Genomic DNA, 16,130 nt, shown 5'->3' with positions numbered 1-16,130 from the left:
AGATGAGGGACGTTCATGCAGAATCCGGTCCGGACGTACGACTACGTGGTGGTGGGCGCGGGCGCGGCGGGGTGCGTCCTCGCCGCCCGGCTGAGTGCCCGGCCCGAGCGGAGCGTGCTGCTGCTGGAGGCCGGTCCCACCGACCACGATCCGCGCATCGCCCGGCCGGCTGCCTGGCCGGGCCTGCTCGGCGGCGACCTCGACTGGGGCTACCGCACGGCGCCGCAGGCCGCCCTGCACGGCCGCAGACTCGCCTGGCCCCGCGGGCGCGTGCTGGGCGGATCCGGCGCGATCAACGCCATGGTGCACATCCGCGGAGCCGCCTCCGACTACGACGCCTGGAGCCGGTGGGGCGGCGACACCTGGACCGCGGCCGCCTTCCTGCCCTACCTGGAACGGCTGGAGACGACCACCGGTGCGCCGCTCCCCGGGGCGATCCCGATCGCGGAGAACACCGAGCCCCATCCGTTCGCCGCCGCCTTCGTCGAAGCCGCCCGGAAGGCGGGGCTGCCGGCCAACCCGGACTTCAACGCGGGCCCCCAGGAGGGCGTCGGCCTCTACCGCACGACCGTCACCGCCGAGGCCGGGGGCGCGCCCGCCCGGCGGGCCAACACCGCCTTCACCCACCTGCGCCCGGTGCTCGGGCGCCCGAACCTGACGGTGCTGACGGACGCCGAGGTGCTGCGGGTCGAGGTCCTGGGCGGCCGGGCCCGGGGCGTCCTGGCCCGCGCGGGCGGGCAGCTCCGGAGCTTCGGCGCGACCACCGAAGTGGTGCTCTGCGCGGGCACGGTGGCCACCCCGCGGCTGCTGCTGCTCAGCGGCGTCGGCCCGGCCGACGCCCTCGCCCGGCTGGGCATCGGCAGCACGGCCGACCTGCCGGGGGTCGGCGAGAACCTGCACGACCACGTCCAGGTCTCGCTGGCCTACGACACCGTCGAGGGCTTCCCGGTCGCCGACCGGTCCAACCTGGGCGAGGCCGGCGGCTTCGTCACCGTCCTGCCGGACTCTCCCGCCCCGGACATCCAGCTCTCCTTCGCGCCGATGAAGGACCTCAACAACGCCTCCAGGCTCGGCTGGGGCTTCACCATCGGCCCGGCGCTCACCCGCCCGCTCAGCCGCGGCCGGCTCACCCTCGACCCCGCCGATCCGTACGGCCACCCGCTGATCGACCCCGGCTACCTCACCGAACCCGCCGATCTCCACACCCTGACCCTGGGCGTCCGGCTGGCCCGGGAGATCGCCGACACCGACCCGCTCGGCCTGCTGCGGGCCGGCCCGCCGCCCGAACCGCTCGGCACCCGGGCCGCGCTGGAGGAGTTCGTACGGGCCGCCGCGCAGACCCAGTTCCACCCGGTCGGCAGCTGCCGGTTCGGCCCGCACGACGACGAACTCGCCGTCGTCGACCCGCGGTTGCGGGTGCGCGGGGTGGACGGGCTGCGCATCGCCGACGCCTCCGTCATCCCGAGCATGATCACCGGGAACATCCACGCCGCCGTGGCGGCGATCGCCGAACGCGCCGCCGAGTTCATCGAGGAGTCCGCCGCATGAGCCCGTCCGACACGACGCTGCGCTGGGGCGTCCTCGGTGCGACCGCCTACATCAGCGGCCACCTGCTGCCGGCGATCGCCGCCACCCCCGGCTGCCGGGTCGCCGCGGTCGCCAGCCGTCCGGAGCGGCACGCGCGGGCGGGCGAGGTCGCGCTCCGGTACGGCGCGACGGCGCACCGGGACTACGCCGCGCTGGTCGCCGATCCCGGGATCGACGCGGTGTACGTCGCGCTGCCCAACACCGACCACGTCGAGTGGACCGTCCGGGCGCTGGAGGCGGGCAAGCACGTCCTGGTCGAGAAGCCGATGGCGATGAGCGAGGCCGGGGTGCGCCGGATCGAGCGGGCCGCCGGGGCCGCCTCGCGGATCGCGATGGAGGCCTTCATGTACCGCTTCCATCCGCAGCAGCGGCTCGCCGCCGACCTGCTGGACTCCGGTGCGGTCGGCGAACTCCGGTTGGTCCGGGCCGCGTTCGCCTTCGAGATTGCCGACGGCAGCGGCAACATCCGGCTGGACGCCGCGCTCGGCGGCGGCGCCACCTGGGACGTCGGCTGCTACGCGATCGACGTGCCGCAGCTCTTCTTCGGGCGGGCGCCGGAGCGGGTCAGCGCCCGGTTCGGCCGGCGCACCGGGCTGGCGGTGGAGACCAGCGCCACCGGGTGGATGGACTTCGGCGACGGCCGGGCCGCGGTGATCGACTACAGCATCGACTACGGTCCGCGCGCCTGGTACGAGCTGCAGGGCACCCGGGGCACGATCACCGTCCGGAACGCCTGGGCGATGGCCGGCGAGGACGGCGTGGTCACGGTGCGGACCGCCGACGGCGCGCGCACCGAGACCGTCCCGGCCGGGAACCACTACCAGCACCAGGTCGCCGCCTTCGCGCGGGCGGTGGTCGAGGGGCGCCCGGCGCCGGTGCCGACGGCGGCCTCGCGCCGGGCCGCCCGGGTGGGGGAGGCACTGGCCCGCTCGGCCGCCGCGGCGGGCCGCGCGGTGGCGACGGCGGACGACCCCGCAGAGGCCCCGGCGGCTGGTCCGGCCGGGCCCGGGGCCGGCACCCCGGTGGGGGTGGTGACCGCGTGACGGGCGCGCGCGGTCCGGTACTGCCGGTGCTGGTCCCGGCCACCGGCGGGCTGCTCTTCGGCTACGGGACCGCCGCGATCGCCGGGGTGCTGCCGCTGGTCGCCGAGCGGTACGGGCTGTCCGCCTGGCTCCAGGGCGTGGTGGTGTCGGCGGCGCTGCTCGGCGCCGCCCTGACCGCACCGACCAGCGGGCGGCTCGCCGACCGCTTCGGCCGCCGCCCGGTGATCATGGCGGCGGCCGCGGCGTTCGCCGCCGGTACGGCGGTGTCGGCGGTGGCGGACGGCCCGGCCGTGCTGGTGCTCGGCCGCTTCCTGGTGGGTCTCGCGCTCGGGGCGGTCTCCTTCGCGGTGCCGCTGTACCTCGCCGAGATCTCCCCGCCGGAGCGCCGGGGCTCCGTGGTGACGATCAACCAGGTGATGATCACCGTGGGCATGCTGGCCGCCTACCTGGTGCCGTACGCGCTGCAGTCCGGCGGCGCCTGGCGGTGGGTGCTGGCGGTGGGGATCGTCCCGGCGGTCGTGCTCCTGGCCGGTATGGCGGCCGTGCCGGAGTCGCCGTCCTGGCTGGCCGGCGTCGGCCGGGTGGGCCCGGCCCGGGCGGCGGCGGCCGCCCTCGGCCTGCCGCCGGTCCCGGCCGAGGGGGCGGCAGCCGCTCCGGAGCCCGGCGGCGCGACCGGGTTCCGCGCGGCGCTCGCCGCCGCCGGGCGCCGACGGGTGGCGCTGGGCCTGGGCATCGCCGTGCTCGTCCACCTCACCGGCCTCAACACCGCGATCTACTACGCCCCGACGATCCTGGCCGCCAGTGGTTTCACCCACGCCGGTTCCGTCCTCGGGTCCGTCCTGGTCGGGGTCTGCAACCTCGTCGCCGGCCTGGTGTCGATGGCGCTGCTGGACCGCGGCGGCCGTCGGCCCCTGATGGTCGGTGGGCTCGCCGTGATGGCCGCCACCGCCGCGGCGGTCGCGGCCGCCCAGCTCGTCGGTGCGGGCGGCGGCGCCACCGTGCTGCTGCTCTGCGTGTTCATCCTGGCCGGGGCGGTCGGCCCCGCGCCGGTCTTCTGGGTCTTCGCCGCCGAGATCTACCCGCGGCGCGCCCGGGGCGCCCTGATGAGCCTGGCGACGGCGGCCCACTGGGCGGCCGACTTCGTCGTCGCCTCGACCTTCCTGCCGCTGGTGCGCGCCCTGTCGCTCGGCGGGGCGTTCGTCGTGTACGCCGCCGTGACGCTGACCGCGGCGCTGCTGCTGGCCCGCTGGATGCCCGAGACGAAGGGCATCAGTCTGGACGACAGCAACACGCCGACGCCGGTGGCCCGGGTGTGACAGCCTCGGAACCGCCCGCCGTGCGACCTCCAGGAAGGCCACCCTCATGCTCGCCGAACTCCACCCGGGCCCGGCCCGGGCCCTGCTCTTCGACTGGGACGGCACGCTGGTCGACAGCCAGGACGCGAACTTCCGGGCGATGGGCGCGGCCCTGGCGCCGCACGGGCTCGGCCTCGACCAGGACTGGTTCGACGCCAGGACCGGCCTCTCCTCCGCCGACATGATCCAGGCCCTGGCGGCCGAGACCGGCGCCCGGCTGACCGCCCCGGTCGAGGACCTCGTGGCGGCCCGCGACCGGCACTTCCTGGCGAACGCGGACCGGATCCGGGTGCACCCGCAGGTGGCCGAGGTGGCGATGGCCTACCACGGCACGCTCCCGCTGGCGGTGGCCTCGGGCGGTGCCCGCCGGATCATCGAGACGACCATGCGGCACCTCTCGCTCGAGTGGCTGTTCACCGCCCTGGTCACCCGCGACGAGGTCGACCGCGGCAAGCCGGCCCCGGACATCTTCCTCCGGGCCGCCGAAGCCCTGCGGACGGCACCGGCCGACTGCCTGGTGTACGAGGACAGCGACGAGGGGATCGAGGCGGCCCGCACGGCGGGGATGGCCGTGATCGACGTGCGGCCGGTCACCCGGCCGCGGGGCTGAGCGAGCGGTCGTCCGCGCCGTCCGTCCAGCGGAGCCGACCGCACCGGTCGCCGCCCAACCGGCAGCCGTACGGCCCTGCGGGTCGGCCCGGGGGCCTCATCCTCCGACGACCTGCAAGGACCCCCACAGCGCCAGGACGGCCGTCACCAGGGCGGCGGGCACGACGAGCAGTCCGAGCCGGGTGAACTCGCCGAGGCCGATCGCGGTGTCGTGGGCCCGGACGATCCGCCGCCACAGCAGGGTGGCCAGCGAGCCGGCGTAGGTGAGGTTGGGGCCGATGTTCACCCCGAGCAGCACCGCGAGCACCGCGCCCGCCCCGGACGGCACGGCCAGCGGGAGCAGCACGAGGGTCGCCGGGAGGTTGTTGATGACGTTCGCCAGCACGGCCGCCAGCGCGGCGAGGCCGAGCAGGGCGGGCAGCGAGGTGCCGTGCGGGACGAGGTGTCCGAGCGCGGCGGCCAGCCCGTTGTCGACCACGGCCCGGACCACGACGCCGAGCGCCAGCACGAAGGCGAGGAACGGCACGGCCGCGGAGCGGACGATCGCGGCCGGGGTGGTGCGGCGCCGGGCCAGTGCCCGGACGGCCAGCACGAGGGCGCCGGCCAGCGCCGCCCACGCGGGATCGATCCCGAGCGCGGAGGTGAGGACGAAGCCGGCCAGCGTGCCGGCCACGGTGAGCAGCGCGAACAGCGGCATGGCGGGCGGCTCGGCCGCCACCGGCCCCCGGGCGCCGGCGTCCAGGTCGGCGGCGAAGAACCGGCGCAGCACCGCGTACTCGACGGCGATGGCGGCCAGCCAGGGCAGCGCCATCAGGGCGGCGAACCGGGTGAAGCTGAGCCCGCTGGCGGCGAAGGCCAGCAGATTGGTCAGGTTGGAGACCGGCAGCAGCAGCGAGGCGGTGTTCGACAGGTGGGTGCAGGCGTACAGGTGCGGTTTGGGGCGCGCGCCGAGGCGGGCCGCGGTGGCGAACACCACCGGGGTGAGCAGCACCACCGTGGCGTCCAGGCTGAGCACGGCGGTGATCACCGAGGCGACCGCGAACACCTGGACCAGGAGCCGGCGCGGCCGCCCGGCGGCGGTGCGGGCCATCCAGGCCCCGCAGGCGTGGAACAGGCCCTCGTCGTCGCAGAGTTGCGCGAGCACGAGCACGGCGGCCAGGAAGCCGACCACCGGTCCGAGCCGCTCGACCTCGGCCAGGGCGGCCGACGGCGGGAGCGCGCCGACGCCGATCAGCAGCCCGGCCGCCGGTACCGCGACCACGGCCTCCGGCCAGCCCCACGGCCGGACGACCGCGCAGACCAGCACCAGCGCCAGCAGGACGATCGACAGGGCTTCCGCGAACGGGGTACTCAGGATCTGCTCCTTGCCGAGGGGGCGACGTCGCACCGGGAACGCACCGGAATCGCACCGGAGGGCCGGAAACGCATGGTCACGGCCCGCCGGTGCGGCCCCACAGTACGCGCTGCGGGCGCGGGCGACGCAGGCCGCTCCGGGGAGCGGGGGAGCGCGGAGCCAGGGGCCCTCCACGCCCGCCGTCCCGGACTCCGGGGCCGTCCTCCGCCCGGCGGCCACCGGCCGCTCGCGTCAGCGGTGGTGGGGCGGCGGGGGCGGGAAGGTGTCGGCGCCCGGCGCCGGCTCCGGCCAGACCAGCAGCACCGGGCAGGGGGCGTGGTCGACGACGAACCGGGCGGCCGGGCCCAGACTGTGCGGCCCGCGGCGGGTGCGGTCGCCGTCGCGGGCGAGGACGAGCAACTCGGCCCCGTCGGCCGCGGCGACCACCTCGTGCTCGGCGCGCCCGGTGCGTTCCAGCCGGGTGCAGGGTCGGCCGAGGCGTTCGGCGGCGGTGTCCAGGAGGTGTCCGGCCGAGTCGGCGGCCAGGGCCTCCACCAGGCCGCCGGGGTCGCGCTCGGGGCGGCCGCGTCCGAGCAGGCCGGCGAAGGCGCCGTGCGCGAGGCCGGGGACGTCCTGGCCGCTGATGTGCAGCAGGACGACCTCCGCGTCCTGCGCCGCGTGGGCGCGGGCGGCGTCGACACAGGCCGGCCAGGTGCCTTCGGTGATCCAGACGAGGACGGTCACAGCGGTTCAACCTCCGATGGCGTACGGGGACTTCCACTCTGTCCTAACGGTCGACGTCGGGAACCGGGCACGACGGACCGTCGCCGCCGGGTGGACCCGGCCGCGGCGACCCCCGCGACGCCCGTCGGATCGCTCGGAGGCGGCAGCGAGGGGCCCGGTCGTGCGTCCCCCGGGGGAGCCCGGAGGACGCACGACCGGGTGTGGTCAGGCCTGGCCGACCAGGTCCAGGTAGGTGTCGTGCCAGAGGTCCTCGTCGCCCTCCGGCAGCAGCAGGACGCGGTCCGGCCGCAGCGCCTCGATGGCGCCCGGGTCGTGGGTGACCATCACGATCGCGCCCGGGTAGGTGCCGACCGCGGCCAGCACCTCGGCGCGGGACGCCGGGTCGAGGTTGTTGGTCGGCTCGTCCAGCAGCAGCACGTTGGCGCCCGAGTGGACCAGGGCGGCCAGGGCGAGCCGGGTCTTCTCGCCACCGGACAGCACCCCGGCCGGCTTGTCCGCGTCGTCGCCCCGGAACAGGAACGCGCCGAGGACGGTGCGCAGTTCGCCGTCGGCCAGCCCGGGCGCGGCCGCCGCGAGGTTGTCGCGGACGCTGAGCGCCGGGTCCAGGGTGTCGTGCTCCTGGGCGAAGTAGCCGAGCCGCAGGCCGGTGCCGGGGACGACCCGGCCGGAGTCCGGGCGCTCGTGGCCGGCCAGGATCCGCAGCAGGGTGGTCTTGCCCGCCCCGTTGAGGCCGAGCACGACCAGGCGGGCGCCCCGGTCGACGGCGAGGTCCAGGCCGCCGAGCACGGTCCGGCCGCCGTAGGCCTTGGCGAGGGAGACCGCGCCGAGCGGCATCCGGCCGCAGGGCGCCGGCTCGGGCAGCCGGATCCGCGCGGTGCGCTCGGCCCGCTGGACGGGCTCCAGTTCGGCGAGCATCCGGTCGGCCCGCTTGGCCATGCTGCGGGCCGTGGTCGCGGTGGCGACGTTGGACCGCATCCGGTCGGCCTGCGCGTGCAGGGCGGCGGCCTTGCGCTCGGCGTTGGCGCGCTCCCGGGTGCGGCGCCGCTCGTCGGCGGCGCGCTGGGCCAGGTAGGCCCGCCAGCCGGTGTTGTGGACGTCGACGGCGGCGCGCTGCGGGTCCAGGTGGAAGACCCGGTTGACGGTCTCCGCCAGCAGGTCGAGGTCGTGGCTGATCAGTACCAGCCCGCCCTGGTGGGCGGCGAGGAAGCCGCGCAGCCAGGCGACCGAGTCGGCGTCCAGGTGGTTGGTGGGCTCGTCCAGCAGCAGGGTGCCGTGGTCGGCGAACAGGATGCGGGCCAGCTCGACCCGGCGCCGCTGGCCGCCGGAGAGGGTGCCGACGGGGGTGTCCATCACCCGGGTGGGCAGGCCGAGCCCGGCCGCGACCCGGGCGGCCTCGGCCTCGGCCGCGTAGCCGCCGCGGGACTGGAACCGGTCGTCGGCGCGCGCGTAGGCGTCCATCGCCCGGCGCTCCTCGGCGCGGGAGCCGGCCCCCGCCATCGCCTGCTCGGCGGCGCGCAGCGCGCGCACGGCGGTGTCCAGGCCGCGGGCGGACAGGATGCGGTCGGTGACGGTGGCGGCCGGGTCGGCGGCACGGGAGTCCTGCGGGAGGTAGCCGACCGGGCCGGTGCGGGTGACGGTGCCGGCGGCGGGCGGCAGTTGCCCGGCCAGGGTGGCGAGCAGGGTGGTCTTGCCGGCGCCGTTGCGGCCGACCAGGCCGATCCGGTCGCCGGGGGCGATGTGCAGGGTGACGTCGGACAGGAGGAGGCGGGCGCCGACGCGCAGGTCGACACCACGGGTGGTGATCATGGGATAACGCTCCGAAACAGCTGGCGGACACACGGGTGGCGTGGAAGCGGGTCCGTCAGCTAGGAGATTCGGGGCGTAGACATGTCGACCAGGGTAGCGGCCGGACGATCCGGGTGCATCCGAATTGACGGATGCGCCCGGACCGGTGCCGGGCCCGGCACCGGACGGCCGCGGGCCGGCGGCCGCCGGGAGCCGTCGGCGGCCGTCAGCCGCGCAGCACGGCGGCCAGCACGGTCGGGTGGAACAGCCGGCTCGGCGGCTCCACCAGGGAGAGCACCTCGTGGAACGCGGCCGTCACCACCGGGTCACGGGTGGTGCCCGCCAGGACCTTGTCGAGGTAGCGCTGCTGGAGCCTGGTCATGGCGCCGGAGGGGCCGCCCGTGGTGGCGGGGAAGCGGACGTCCTCGGCGCCGGACATCATCCAGGCGACCTTGGAGGCCGCCGCGACGCCCCGCCGGGCCTCGCGGGCGGTGGCGTGCCCGATGTCGCCGTGGCGGGTCGCGGTGCGGCGCAGCGCCTGGGCGCAGAACATCGCCACGGTGACGCCCTGCCCGTACACCGGGTTGAAGGTGCTCGCGGCGTCGCCGACCACCACCAGACCGTCGGGGCAGCCGCGTTCGTAGTGCCGGCGCACCCCCGGGCCGGGCTGGAAGCCGCGCACCTCGCCGGCCGGTTCGGCCTCCCGCAGCGCCTCCTGCAGCAGCGGGTCGCGCAGCCGGGCCAGATGGTCGTCGAAGCCCTTCTCGCCGGGCCCGGGTTCGGCGCCGCGCATCCCGGCCAGGCTGACGATCCAGCGGTCGCCCTCGACCGGCAGCAGGACCCCCATCCGCGGCGCGTCCGGGGCCTTGGTCTGCAGGTAGACCGCCTGGCAGCCGAGGTCGACCCCGGACGGGCGGTGGAACAGCCGGGAGGCGTAGGCGACGCCCGCGTCCACCCGCTCCTCGGGTGCCGGGCGGCCGCCCAGTTCGGCCAGCCACTTCGGCACGGAGGTCGAGCGGCCGGCCGCGTCGATCACCAACTCGGCCGGGAGCTCGCGCACTTCGGCCCGGTCCGGGCCGCGCTCGCGGACCTTCACCCCGGTCACCGCCCGCGCGGAGCCGAGCAGGCCGACCACGTCGGTGCCCTCCAGGAACTCGATCGAGGGCTCGGTGCGGACCCGGTCCAGCACCACCTTGTCCAGCACCGGGCGGGTGCAGGAGAGGAAGGCCATCCGCGCCGGGTACTCGATCAGCCAGCCCGCCGCGCCGAGCCACTTGAGATCACCCGACACGGAGACCCGGTGCGCGCCCGCGGCCGCCAACTCCTGCCTGCTGCCGGGCATCAGCTCCTCCAGCGCGCGGTGGCCCGCCTCCAGCACCAGGTGGGCGTGCCGCCCCTGCGGCACCCCGGCGCGGAACACCGGCTCCTCCGGGTAGCGGTCCCGCTCCACCACGACGATCCGCTCGGCGAAGCCCCGCAGCGCCCAGGCCGCCGTCACGCCGGCCAGACCGCCGCCGATCACCACTGCCGTGCCCCGCCCGGGGGCCGTGTCCGAAGAAGTCATGCGCCGTAGCGTAGTGGTGCGGGCTTCGTCCGTGATCGCTGTCGTCCGGTGAAAGGGCCAGCTGAGCGCCTCTGTTGACGCCGCGTCGGGACGGTCGGCAGCGGGTGAGCGCGGTCCGCTCCCGGGCCGGCGGGTGCCCCGGTGGCACGGTTCGGTCGTGCGGGTACTAAAATCGGCCCGGTTGGTCGGCGCCCGGGCGTCCGGAATCGAGGAGGTGAGAGCCGTGGAGTGCAGTAGTACGGGTCGAAGTCGGCCCCGCCCCCGGTTGTCCCGCAGGATTCGCGGCCCCCGGCACTCCTCCTCCCGTACGGCTCCCGCGCAGGTCTGACCCCGCCCCCGGCGGGGCGCCGCCGGTGCGCCGTGCGCGTGGCGGCCGGCCGGGCGCCTCCGGCCCGCCGTGCCGAGACGCGGCGCGGGCCGGACCCCACCGTGGAGGTTCCCCGTCATGTCCGACTGGCACGTGCGCGCCGTGCGCGCGAGCAAGCGCCCGTTCTCCCGTCCGACGGCCGAGCGGCGGCCCGTCGACCCCCGGTCGGCGCCCGAGCACTCGATGGACCCGCGGCCGGAGCACCCCGTCGAACCGGTCACGCTGGAACGTTCCGTCGTCGACGCGGCGGTCTACCGGGACGGCCGCCGCACGGACGCCCCGGCCGACCTCGCCGACCTCTACCGCGAACTGCCCGACCGGCCCGGCACGATGGCCTGGATCGGGCTGTACCGCCCGGCCGAGGCGCAGCTGCTGGAGGCCGCGGACCGCTTCGACCTGCACGAACTGGCCGTCGAGGACGCCATCGTGGCCCACCAGCGGCCCAAGCTGGAGCGCTACGGCGACACCCTGTTCGTGGTGCTGCGCGCCGCCCGCTACCTCGACGAGGCGGAGGAGGTGGACTTCGGCGAGATCCACCTGTTCGTGGGCCCCGACTTCGTGCTCACCGTCCGGCACTCCCAGGCCCCGGACCTCTCCGCGGTGCGCCGCCGCCTGGAGGCCGACCCGGAGCTGCTGGCGCTCGGCCCGGAGGCCGTGCTGTACGCGGTGCTGGACGCCGTGGTGGACGGCTACGCGCCGGTCATCGCCGGACTGCAGCACGACATCGACGAGATCGAGACCGAGGTGTTCGGCGGGGACCCGCAGGTCTCCCGCCGGATCTACGAACTGTCCCGCGAGGTGATCGAGCTCCAGCGGGCCACCCGGCCGCTGCTGGAGATCATGCGCAGCCTGGAGGCGGGCTTCGGCAAGTACGGCACCGACGACGAGCTCCAGCGCTACCTGCGGGACGTCGCCGACCACGCCACCTACGCGGCCGAGCGGGTGGACGGCTTCCGGCAGATGCTGCAGAACATCCTGACGGTGAACGCCACGCTGGTCTCGCAGCGGCAGAACGAGGAGATGAAGCAGCTCGCCGAGGCCGGGCACGTGCAGAACGACGAGATCAAGAAGATCTCCTCCTGGGCGGCGATCCTGTTCGCGCCGACCCTGATCGGCACGGTCTACGGGATGAACTTCGAGATCATGCCGGAGCTGAAGTGGGCCTTCGGCTATCCGTTCGCGATCGGACTGATGGCGCTGGTCTGCACCGGGCTCTACCTGGTCTTCAAGCGCCGCAACTGGCTCTGACCCCCGCGGTGGCGGGACCGGGCGGCGCTCCCCGCCGTGGCCTTGCCGCGGCCCCGCCGTGACCCCCTCGTGACCGGGCGCCAAGGAAGCGTCAAGAACCCCGCCCGGCGGCGTCAAGGAGCCGTCAGGAAGCGCCCCGCCGCAGGTGGCGCGGCACTAGCGTCGCGCGGCGGAGAGAAACGGTTCTGTGTTCGGTTCCCACCGGGAGGTTCCCACCGGGGACCCCGGCAGGCCGGGCAAACGGGGGAAGGGGCGTGCGGTCATGAGCACCTCGACAGCGGGCGGGACGGTCACCTCACCGGAGGGGGCCGCCGGAGCGGACGAGGGCCCCGGGCCGGCCGGAGCGGGCGCCCCGCCCGGTGCCCCGGCCCGGTTCGTCCGGGGCCTGCGGCGGGTCGCCGGCCGGGCCTACTGGACCACCCCGCGCCTGGTCCGGGGCCTCACCGCGCTGAGCCTGGCCGCCCTGATCGGCCTCGGTGCCACCGCCACCGCCGTCCTCGGCGGCGCGCGCGACGGCACCGACACCATCGGCCACCGGGCGGCCCCGCAGGCCGTCCGCGCCGCCGACCTCTACTTCGCGCTCAGCGACATGGACGCCCAGGCCGCCAACCTGCTGCTGGTCGGCAGCGACCAGGACTACGCCGCGCTGCGCAAGCAGACCCTGGACACCTACGAGCAGCGCCGCAACCAGGCCGACGACGACCTCCAGCAGGCCGCCCAGGCCGCCGCCGACGACCCGGCCGGACAGCACGCCGTCCAGCTGGTGCTCGGCCGGCTGGGCAGTTACGAGGCCCTGGTGGCCCGCGCCCAGTTGCTGGAGGAACAGGCCGCGGCCCCGGCCGGCCAGCCCGCGCCCGCCGCGCTGGACGCCTACCGGCAGGCCTCCGACCTGCTGCGCAGCCAGCTGCTGCCGGCCGCCGACCAGGTCACGGCGGCCAACGAGGCCACCGTCGACCGGGTCTACGCCCAGCAGCGCGACGCCCTGGGCGCCGGCTGGTGGTGGCTGTTCGTCGTCGGACTGCTCGCCCTGGTGGTGCTGTTCGGGCTCCAGCGGGCGCTGGCCGTGCGCTACCGCCGGGTGCTCAACCCCGCGCTGGCGGCCGTCACCGTGCTGACCGGGGTGGTGCTGGCGGTCGGGCTGAACCTGGTGGCCCGCACCGACGACCACCTGGTGACCGCCAAGCACGACGCCTACGACTCGGTGATCGCGCTCAGCCGGGCCCGCGCCGTCGCCTACGACATGAACGCCGACGAGAGCCGCTACCTGATCGACCCGGGCCGCGCCGCCGTCTGGGAGCAGGCCTACCTGGACCAGAGCCAGGCGATCGTCCGGCTCGACGGCGCGACCCTGGCGACCTACGGCAGCCGGCTGCAGGACGCCGTCGACCGGCACCGGGCGGACCGCTCCGTCGTCCCCTTCGGCGGCTTCCTGGGCAGCGAGCTGCACAACATCACCTTCCCCGGCGAACAGGACGCCGCCGAGCGGGTCCTGAGCGCCTTCCAGGAGTACCAGGCGATCGACGGCAGGATGCGCGACCTGCGCGCCGAGGGGAAGCTCAAGGACGCGATCACGCTCAACACCGGGCTCGCCAAGGGCCAGTCCAACTACCAGTTCGGGCAGTTGAGCACGGCCATGGACGACACCGTGGCGGTCAACCAGAAGGCGATGGACGGGGCCCTCGCGGCGACCGACGCCGACCTCGACGCCAGCACGGCGGCCCTCGGCGGGGCGGTGCTGGCGGCGGCGCTGGTGCTGATCGCGCTGGGGGTGCGGCCCCGGCTGCGCGAGTACCGGTAGCGGGGCGGCGACCGCGCCAGGAGTGGACGGCGGGAATCCGGGAAGCCGAGGAGCGGGGTCCGGTGGCGATCGGCGGAGCGCCACCGGGCCCCGCCGTCGGTCCGGGCGCCGGAGCGCCGCCGGAAGGCCGCCGGAACGCGACCGGGCGGCCGGTGGGCCGTTCACGGTGTGCCGGTTTGACAACCGCCCTTGCCGTCCCGGCGAATAGCAGGCATGGCCGACGAAGAGTTCGAGAACGTCCTCACCACGGTGGGTCCCCGGCTGCGGGCCCTGCGCCGGGAGCGCGGCACCACGCTCGCCAAACTGGCCGCCGCCACCGGCATCTCGCTCAGCACGCTGTCCCGGCTGGAGTCCGGGCAGCGCAAGCCGACGCTGGAACTGCTGCTGCCGCTGGCCCGGGAGTACCGGGTGCCGCTGGACGAACTGGTCGGTGCCCCGGCCACCGGCGACCCGCGGATCCACCCGCGCCCGGTCACCCGGAACGGCCAGACCGTCGTCCCGCTCACCCGCCACCTCGGCGGTCTGCACGCGTACAAGCACATCGTGCCGCCCGGCCGGAACAGCGGTCCCGAGCTGGAACTGAAGGTCCACGAGGGCTACGAGTGGCTCTACGTGCTGTCCGGGCGGCTGCGGCTGGTGCTCGGCCCGCACGACCTGGAGCTGACGGCCGGTGAGGCCGCCGAGTTCGACACCCGGACGCCGCACGCCTTCGGCAACGCCGGTCCGCAGCCGGTGGAGTTCCTCAGCCTGTTCGGTCCGCAGGGCGAACGGATCCACATCAGGGCGCGTCCGGGAACCTCTGTTCGGTAGGTTCGTTCCCTGACGGGGAGCATCCGCTTCGGGCTCCCCGACAGGCCGTCGGGAGGGGCCGATCACATGAGTGTGCAGCAGAGCACGGAGTCCGGCGAGAGCGGTGGACCCGAGGGGCGGCCGACGGCCGCGCCGGGAGGCGCGGAGGAGGGGCGGGACGGGCCGACGACCGGGCCGGAGCAGACCGCCGGGAGCGCCGCCGGGGCCGCCGCCGGGAGTGCCGGGGCCGCCGCCGGGAAGCCCGGGCGGAAGAAGCGCCCGTTCTGGCAGGAACTGCCGATCCTGCTGGTGATCGCCCTGCTGCTCTCGCTCGGCATCAAGACCTTCTTCGTGCAGGCCTTCTCGATCCCCTCCGGTTCGATGGAGAACACCCTGCAGATCGGCGACCGGGTGCTGGTCGACAAGTTCACCCCGTGGTTCGGCGCCGAGCCGGAGCGCGGCGAGGTGGTGGTCTTCCGCGACCCGGGCGGCTGGCTGGAGGACACCCCGACGACGGGTTCCAGCGGCCTCATGGGCACCGTCCAGAAGGCGTTGAGCACCGTCGGCCTGATGCCCTCGGCGGACGAGAAGGACCTCATCAAGCGGGTGATCGCGGTCGGCGGGGACACCGTCGAGTGCAACGCGGGCAGCCCGGTGAAGGTCAACGGCACGGCGCTGGACGAGCCGTACATCTTCCCCGGGTCGACGCCCTGCGACAACGACCCGGTCGGCACCGTCACCGTGCCCAAGGGCAAGCTCTGGGTGATGGGCGACCACCGCAACAACTCCCGGGACTCCCGCCCGCACCACAACCTCACCGGGGACGGCTTCGTGCCGGTGGACAACGTGGTCGGCCGGGCCTTCGTGGTCGCGTGGCCGCTCTCCGACTGGTCCACCCTGCCCGTCCCGGACACCTTCGACAAGGTGCCCTCCCGGGCCGCGGGCAGCCCCGTGGAGGCGCCGGCCGCACCGGCGGCGCTCGCCGTGGCGGGTGTCGTGCCGATCGCCCTGTGGCGCCGTCGGCGGGCCCGGAACACGAAGGGCTGAGCGGCGCGGCGTTCGTCCCCGGTTGTGAAGACAGTGTCAGAAGTTCTTGGCGGAACCGTTCGGGGCGCCCTATCGTCCCTGGGAGCGAACGCCGACGAGGCCACTTTTCAGCAACCGGGGACGACGTGAGTTCCGAGATCAATTTCAGCAACAACTACCGCGACCTGTGCGAACAGCACGGCACCGGCGCGGGGTTCCAGTTCGAGTTCTACTGCCACCGCTGCTCCGACACCTGGCGCTCGCCCTTCGAGCGGTTCACCACAGGGCAGGTGGCGGGCTGGATAGGCAAGGGCGTCAGCGCGGCCTGGAACCTGATCGGCGGCAACGCCAACACCATCAGCAACGCCGCGGACGGCCTGGCCGGCCAGACCTGGGGCACCTCCCGGGACGCGGCCTTCCAGCGCGCGATCGCCGAGGCCCAGGGGCACTTCAACCGCTGCGCCCGGTGCACCCACTACGTCTGCGGCCGCTGCTTCAACGCCGACCAGGGCCTGTGCTTCAACTGCGCCCCGGACACCGCGGCCGAGGCGGCGGCGGCCCAGCGGCGCGGCCTCAACGACATGGTGACGGACCGGGCCTACCAGACCGGCCAGCAGTCCGGCGCGGAGTACGACGTCCGCACCCCGCGCCAACTGGTCTGCCCGCAGTGCCGGACCGAGACCCACGGCACGCCGTTCTGCCCGGGCTGCGGGTTCAAGCTGGCGCAGCCCGTCCAGTGCACGCAGTGCCGTCAGGACGTGCCGGAGGGCTCCGCGTTCTGCCCGTCCTGCGGGACCAGGCGGTAGCAGGGACGGAACGGGGCGCCCGCGGACCTCCGGCGCCGGGCTGGCCGAGGAACGGGATGCCGACATGCGCGCCGAG

Annotated in this window: 13 protein-coding genes; 9 read left to right on the top strand and 4 right to left on the bottom strand. The window is 75.3% G+C overall.

The window, feature by feature from the left end:
* Nucleotides 1-15 precede the first annotated feature (15 nt).
* Genes AB0O91_RS06720 through AB0O91_RS06705 form a run of 4 tightly spaced genes read left to right on the top strand, consistent with a single transcriptional unit; the run spans nt 16 to nt 4,595 of the window.
* Complete coding sequence (locus tag AB0O91_RS06720; RefSeq protein WP_363428620.1) at nt 16-1,548, top strand: GMC family oxidoreductase N-terminal domain-containing protein; 1,533 nt, start codon at nt 16-18, stop codon at nt 1,546-1,548.
* Complete coding sequence (locus tag AB0O91_RS06715; RefSeq protein WP_363428618.1) at nt 1,545-2,630, top strand: Gfo/Idh/MocA family oxidoreductase; 1,086 nt, start codon at nt 1,545-1,547, stop codon at nt 2,628-2,630. The genes AB0O91_RS06720 and AB0O91_RS06715 overlap by 4 nt, the downstream gene beginning before the upstream one ends.
* Entirely contained in the window at nt 2,627-3,946 is a 1,320-nt protein-coding gene (locus AB0O91_RS06710) for a sugar porter family MFS transporter (protein ID WP_363428616.1), read from the top strand. Before AB0O91_RS06715 ends, AB0O91_RS06710 begins: the two co-directional genes overlap by 4 nt.
* A 46-nt stretch (nt 3,947-3,992) precedes the next feature.
* Nucleotides 3,993-4,595: an HAD family phosphatase gene (locus AB0O91_RS06705; RefSeq protein ID WP_363428614.1), complete on the top strand. Its 603-nt coding sequence runs from the start codon at nt 3,993-3,995 to the stop codon at nt 4,593-4,595.
* A gap of 96 nt (nt 4,596-4,691) precedes the next feature.
* Here the strand turns inward: AB0O91_RS06705 and AB0O91_RS06700 are convergent, their stop codons facing one another.
* From AB0O91_RS06700 to AB0O91_RS06685, 4 genes are all read right to left on the bottom strand, one after another.
* Complete coding sequence (locus AB0O91_RS06700) at nt 4,692-5,948, bottom strand: arsenic transporter (protein WP_363428828.1); 1,257 nt, start codon at nt 5,946-5,948, stop codon at nt 4,692-4,694.
* A gap of 231 nt (nt 5,949-6,179) precedes the next feature.
* A complete protein-coding gene (locus tag AB0O91_RS06695; protein WP_363428612.1) occupies nt 6,180-6,671 on the bottom strand; it encodes a universal stress protein in 492 nt (163 codons plus the stop codon).
* A 204-nt stretch (nt 6,672-6,875) separates the two neighbouring features.
* The gene (locus tag AB0O91_RS06690) at nt 6,876-8,477 is read right to left on the bottom strand and encodes an ABC-F family ATP-binding cassette domain-containing protein (protein ID WP_363428610.1); all 1,602 of its coding nucleotides are present in this window, start codon (nt 8,475-8,477) and stop codon (nt 6,876-6,878) included.
* Between the two features lie 205 nt (nt 8,478-8,682).
* Complete coding sequence (locus AB0O91_RS06685; protein ID WP_363428608.1) at nt 8,683-10,020, bottom strand: FAD-dependent monooxygenase; 1,338 nt, start codon at nt 10,018-10,020, stop codon at nt 8,683-8,685.
* A 445-nt stretch (nt 10,021-10,465) separates the two neighbouring features.
* Here AB0O91_RS06685 and AB0O91_RS06680 point away from each other — a divergent pair, with 445 nt between their 5' ends.
* The 5 genes from AB0O91_RS06680 (at nt 10,466) to AB0O91_RS06660 (ending at nt 16,054) form a co-directional block, all read left to right on the top strand.
* Nucleotides 10,466-11,635, top strand: coding sequence for a magnesium and cobalt transport protein CorA (locus AB0O91_RS06680; protein ID WP_363428606.1), 1,170 nt, complete (start codon nt 10,466-10,468; stop codon nt 11,633-11,635).
* Between the two features lie 262 nt (nt 11,636-11,897).
* A complete protein-coding gene (locus AB0O91_RS06675) occupies nt 11,898-13,433 on the top strand; it encodes a hypothetical protein (RefSeq protein ID WP_363428604.1) in 1,536 nt (511 codons plus the stop codon).
* Between the two features lie 213 nt (nt 13,434-13,646).
* The gene (locus AB0O91_RS06670; RefSeq protein WP_363428602.1) at nt 13,647-14,243 is read left to right on the top strand and encodes a helix-turn-helix transcriptional regulator; all 597 of its coding nucleotides are present in this window, start codon (nt 13,647-13,649) and stop codon (nt 14,241-14,243) included.
* 66 nt (nt 14,244-14,309) lie between these two features.
* Nucleotides 14,310-15,269 (top strand): signal peptidase I, encoded by a 960-nt coding sequence (gene lepB, locus AB0O91_RS06665; RefSeq protein ID WP_363428600.1) that lies wholly within the window; start codon nt 14,310-14,312, stop codon nt 15,267-15,269.
* A 125-nt stretch (nt 15,270-15,394) separates the two neighbouring features.
* The gene (locus AB0O91_RS06660) at nt 15,395-16,054 is read left to right on the top strand and encodes a zinc ribbon domain-containing protein (RefSeq protein WP_363428598.1); all 660 of its coding nucleotides are present in this window, start codon (nt 15,395-15,397) and stop codon (nt 16,052-16,054) included.
* The last annotated feature ends 76 nt before the right edge of the window (nt 16,055-16,130 follow it).

Source organism: Kitasatospora sp. NPDC089797 (assembly GCF_040684795.1).
Classification (GTDB): domain Bacteria; phylum Actinomycetota; class Actinomycetes; order Streptomycetales; family Streptomycetaceae; genus Kitasatospora.
This window is presented reverse-complemented; position numbering and strand designations above follow the sequence as displayed.

Coding starts and splice junctions, on each gene's coding strand:
- AB0O91_RS06720 (WP_363428620.1), top strand. CDS start 16: ATGCAGAATCCGGTCCGGACGTACGACTACGTGGTGGTGGGCGCGGGC.
- AB0O91_RS06715 (WP_363428618.1), top strand. CDS start 1,545: ATGAGCCCGTCCGACACGACGCTGCGCTGGGGCGTCCTCGGTGCGACC.
- AB0O91_RS06705 (WP_363428614.1), top strand. CDS start 3,993: ATGCTCGCCGAACTCCACCCGGGCCCGGCCCGGGCCCTGCTCTTCGAC.
- AB0O91_RS06690 (WP_363428610.1), bottom strand. CDS start 8,477: ATGATCACCACCCGTGGTGTCGACCTGCGCGTCGGCGCCCGCCTCCTC.
- AB0O91_RS06685 (WP_363428608.1), bottom strand. CDS start 10,020: ATGACTTCTTCGGACACGGCCCCCGGGCGGGGCACGGCAGTGGTGATC.
- AB0O91_RS06680 (WP_363428606.1), top strand. CDS start 10,466: ATGTCCGACTGGCACGTGCGCGCCGTGCGCGCGAGCAAGCGCCCGTTC.
- AB0O91_RS06675 (WP_363428604.1), top strand. CDS start 11,898: ATGAGCACCTCGACAGCGGGCGGGACGGTCACCTCACCGGAGGGGGCC.
- AB0O91_RS06670 (WP_363428602.1), top strand. CDS start 13,647: ATGGCCGACGAAGAGTTCGAGAACGTCCTCACCACGGTGGGTCCCCGG.
- lepB (WP_363428600.1), top strand. CDS start 14,310: ATGAGTGTGCAGCAGAGCACGGAGTCCGGCGAGAGCGGTGGACCCGAG.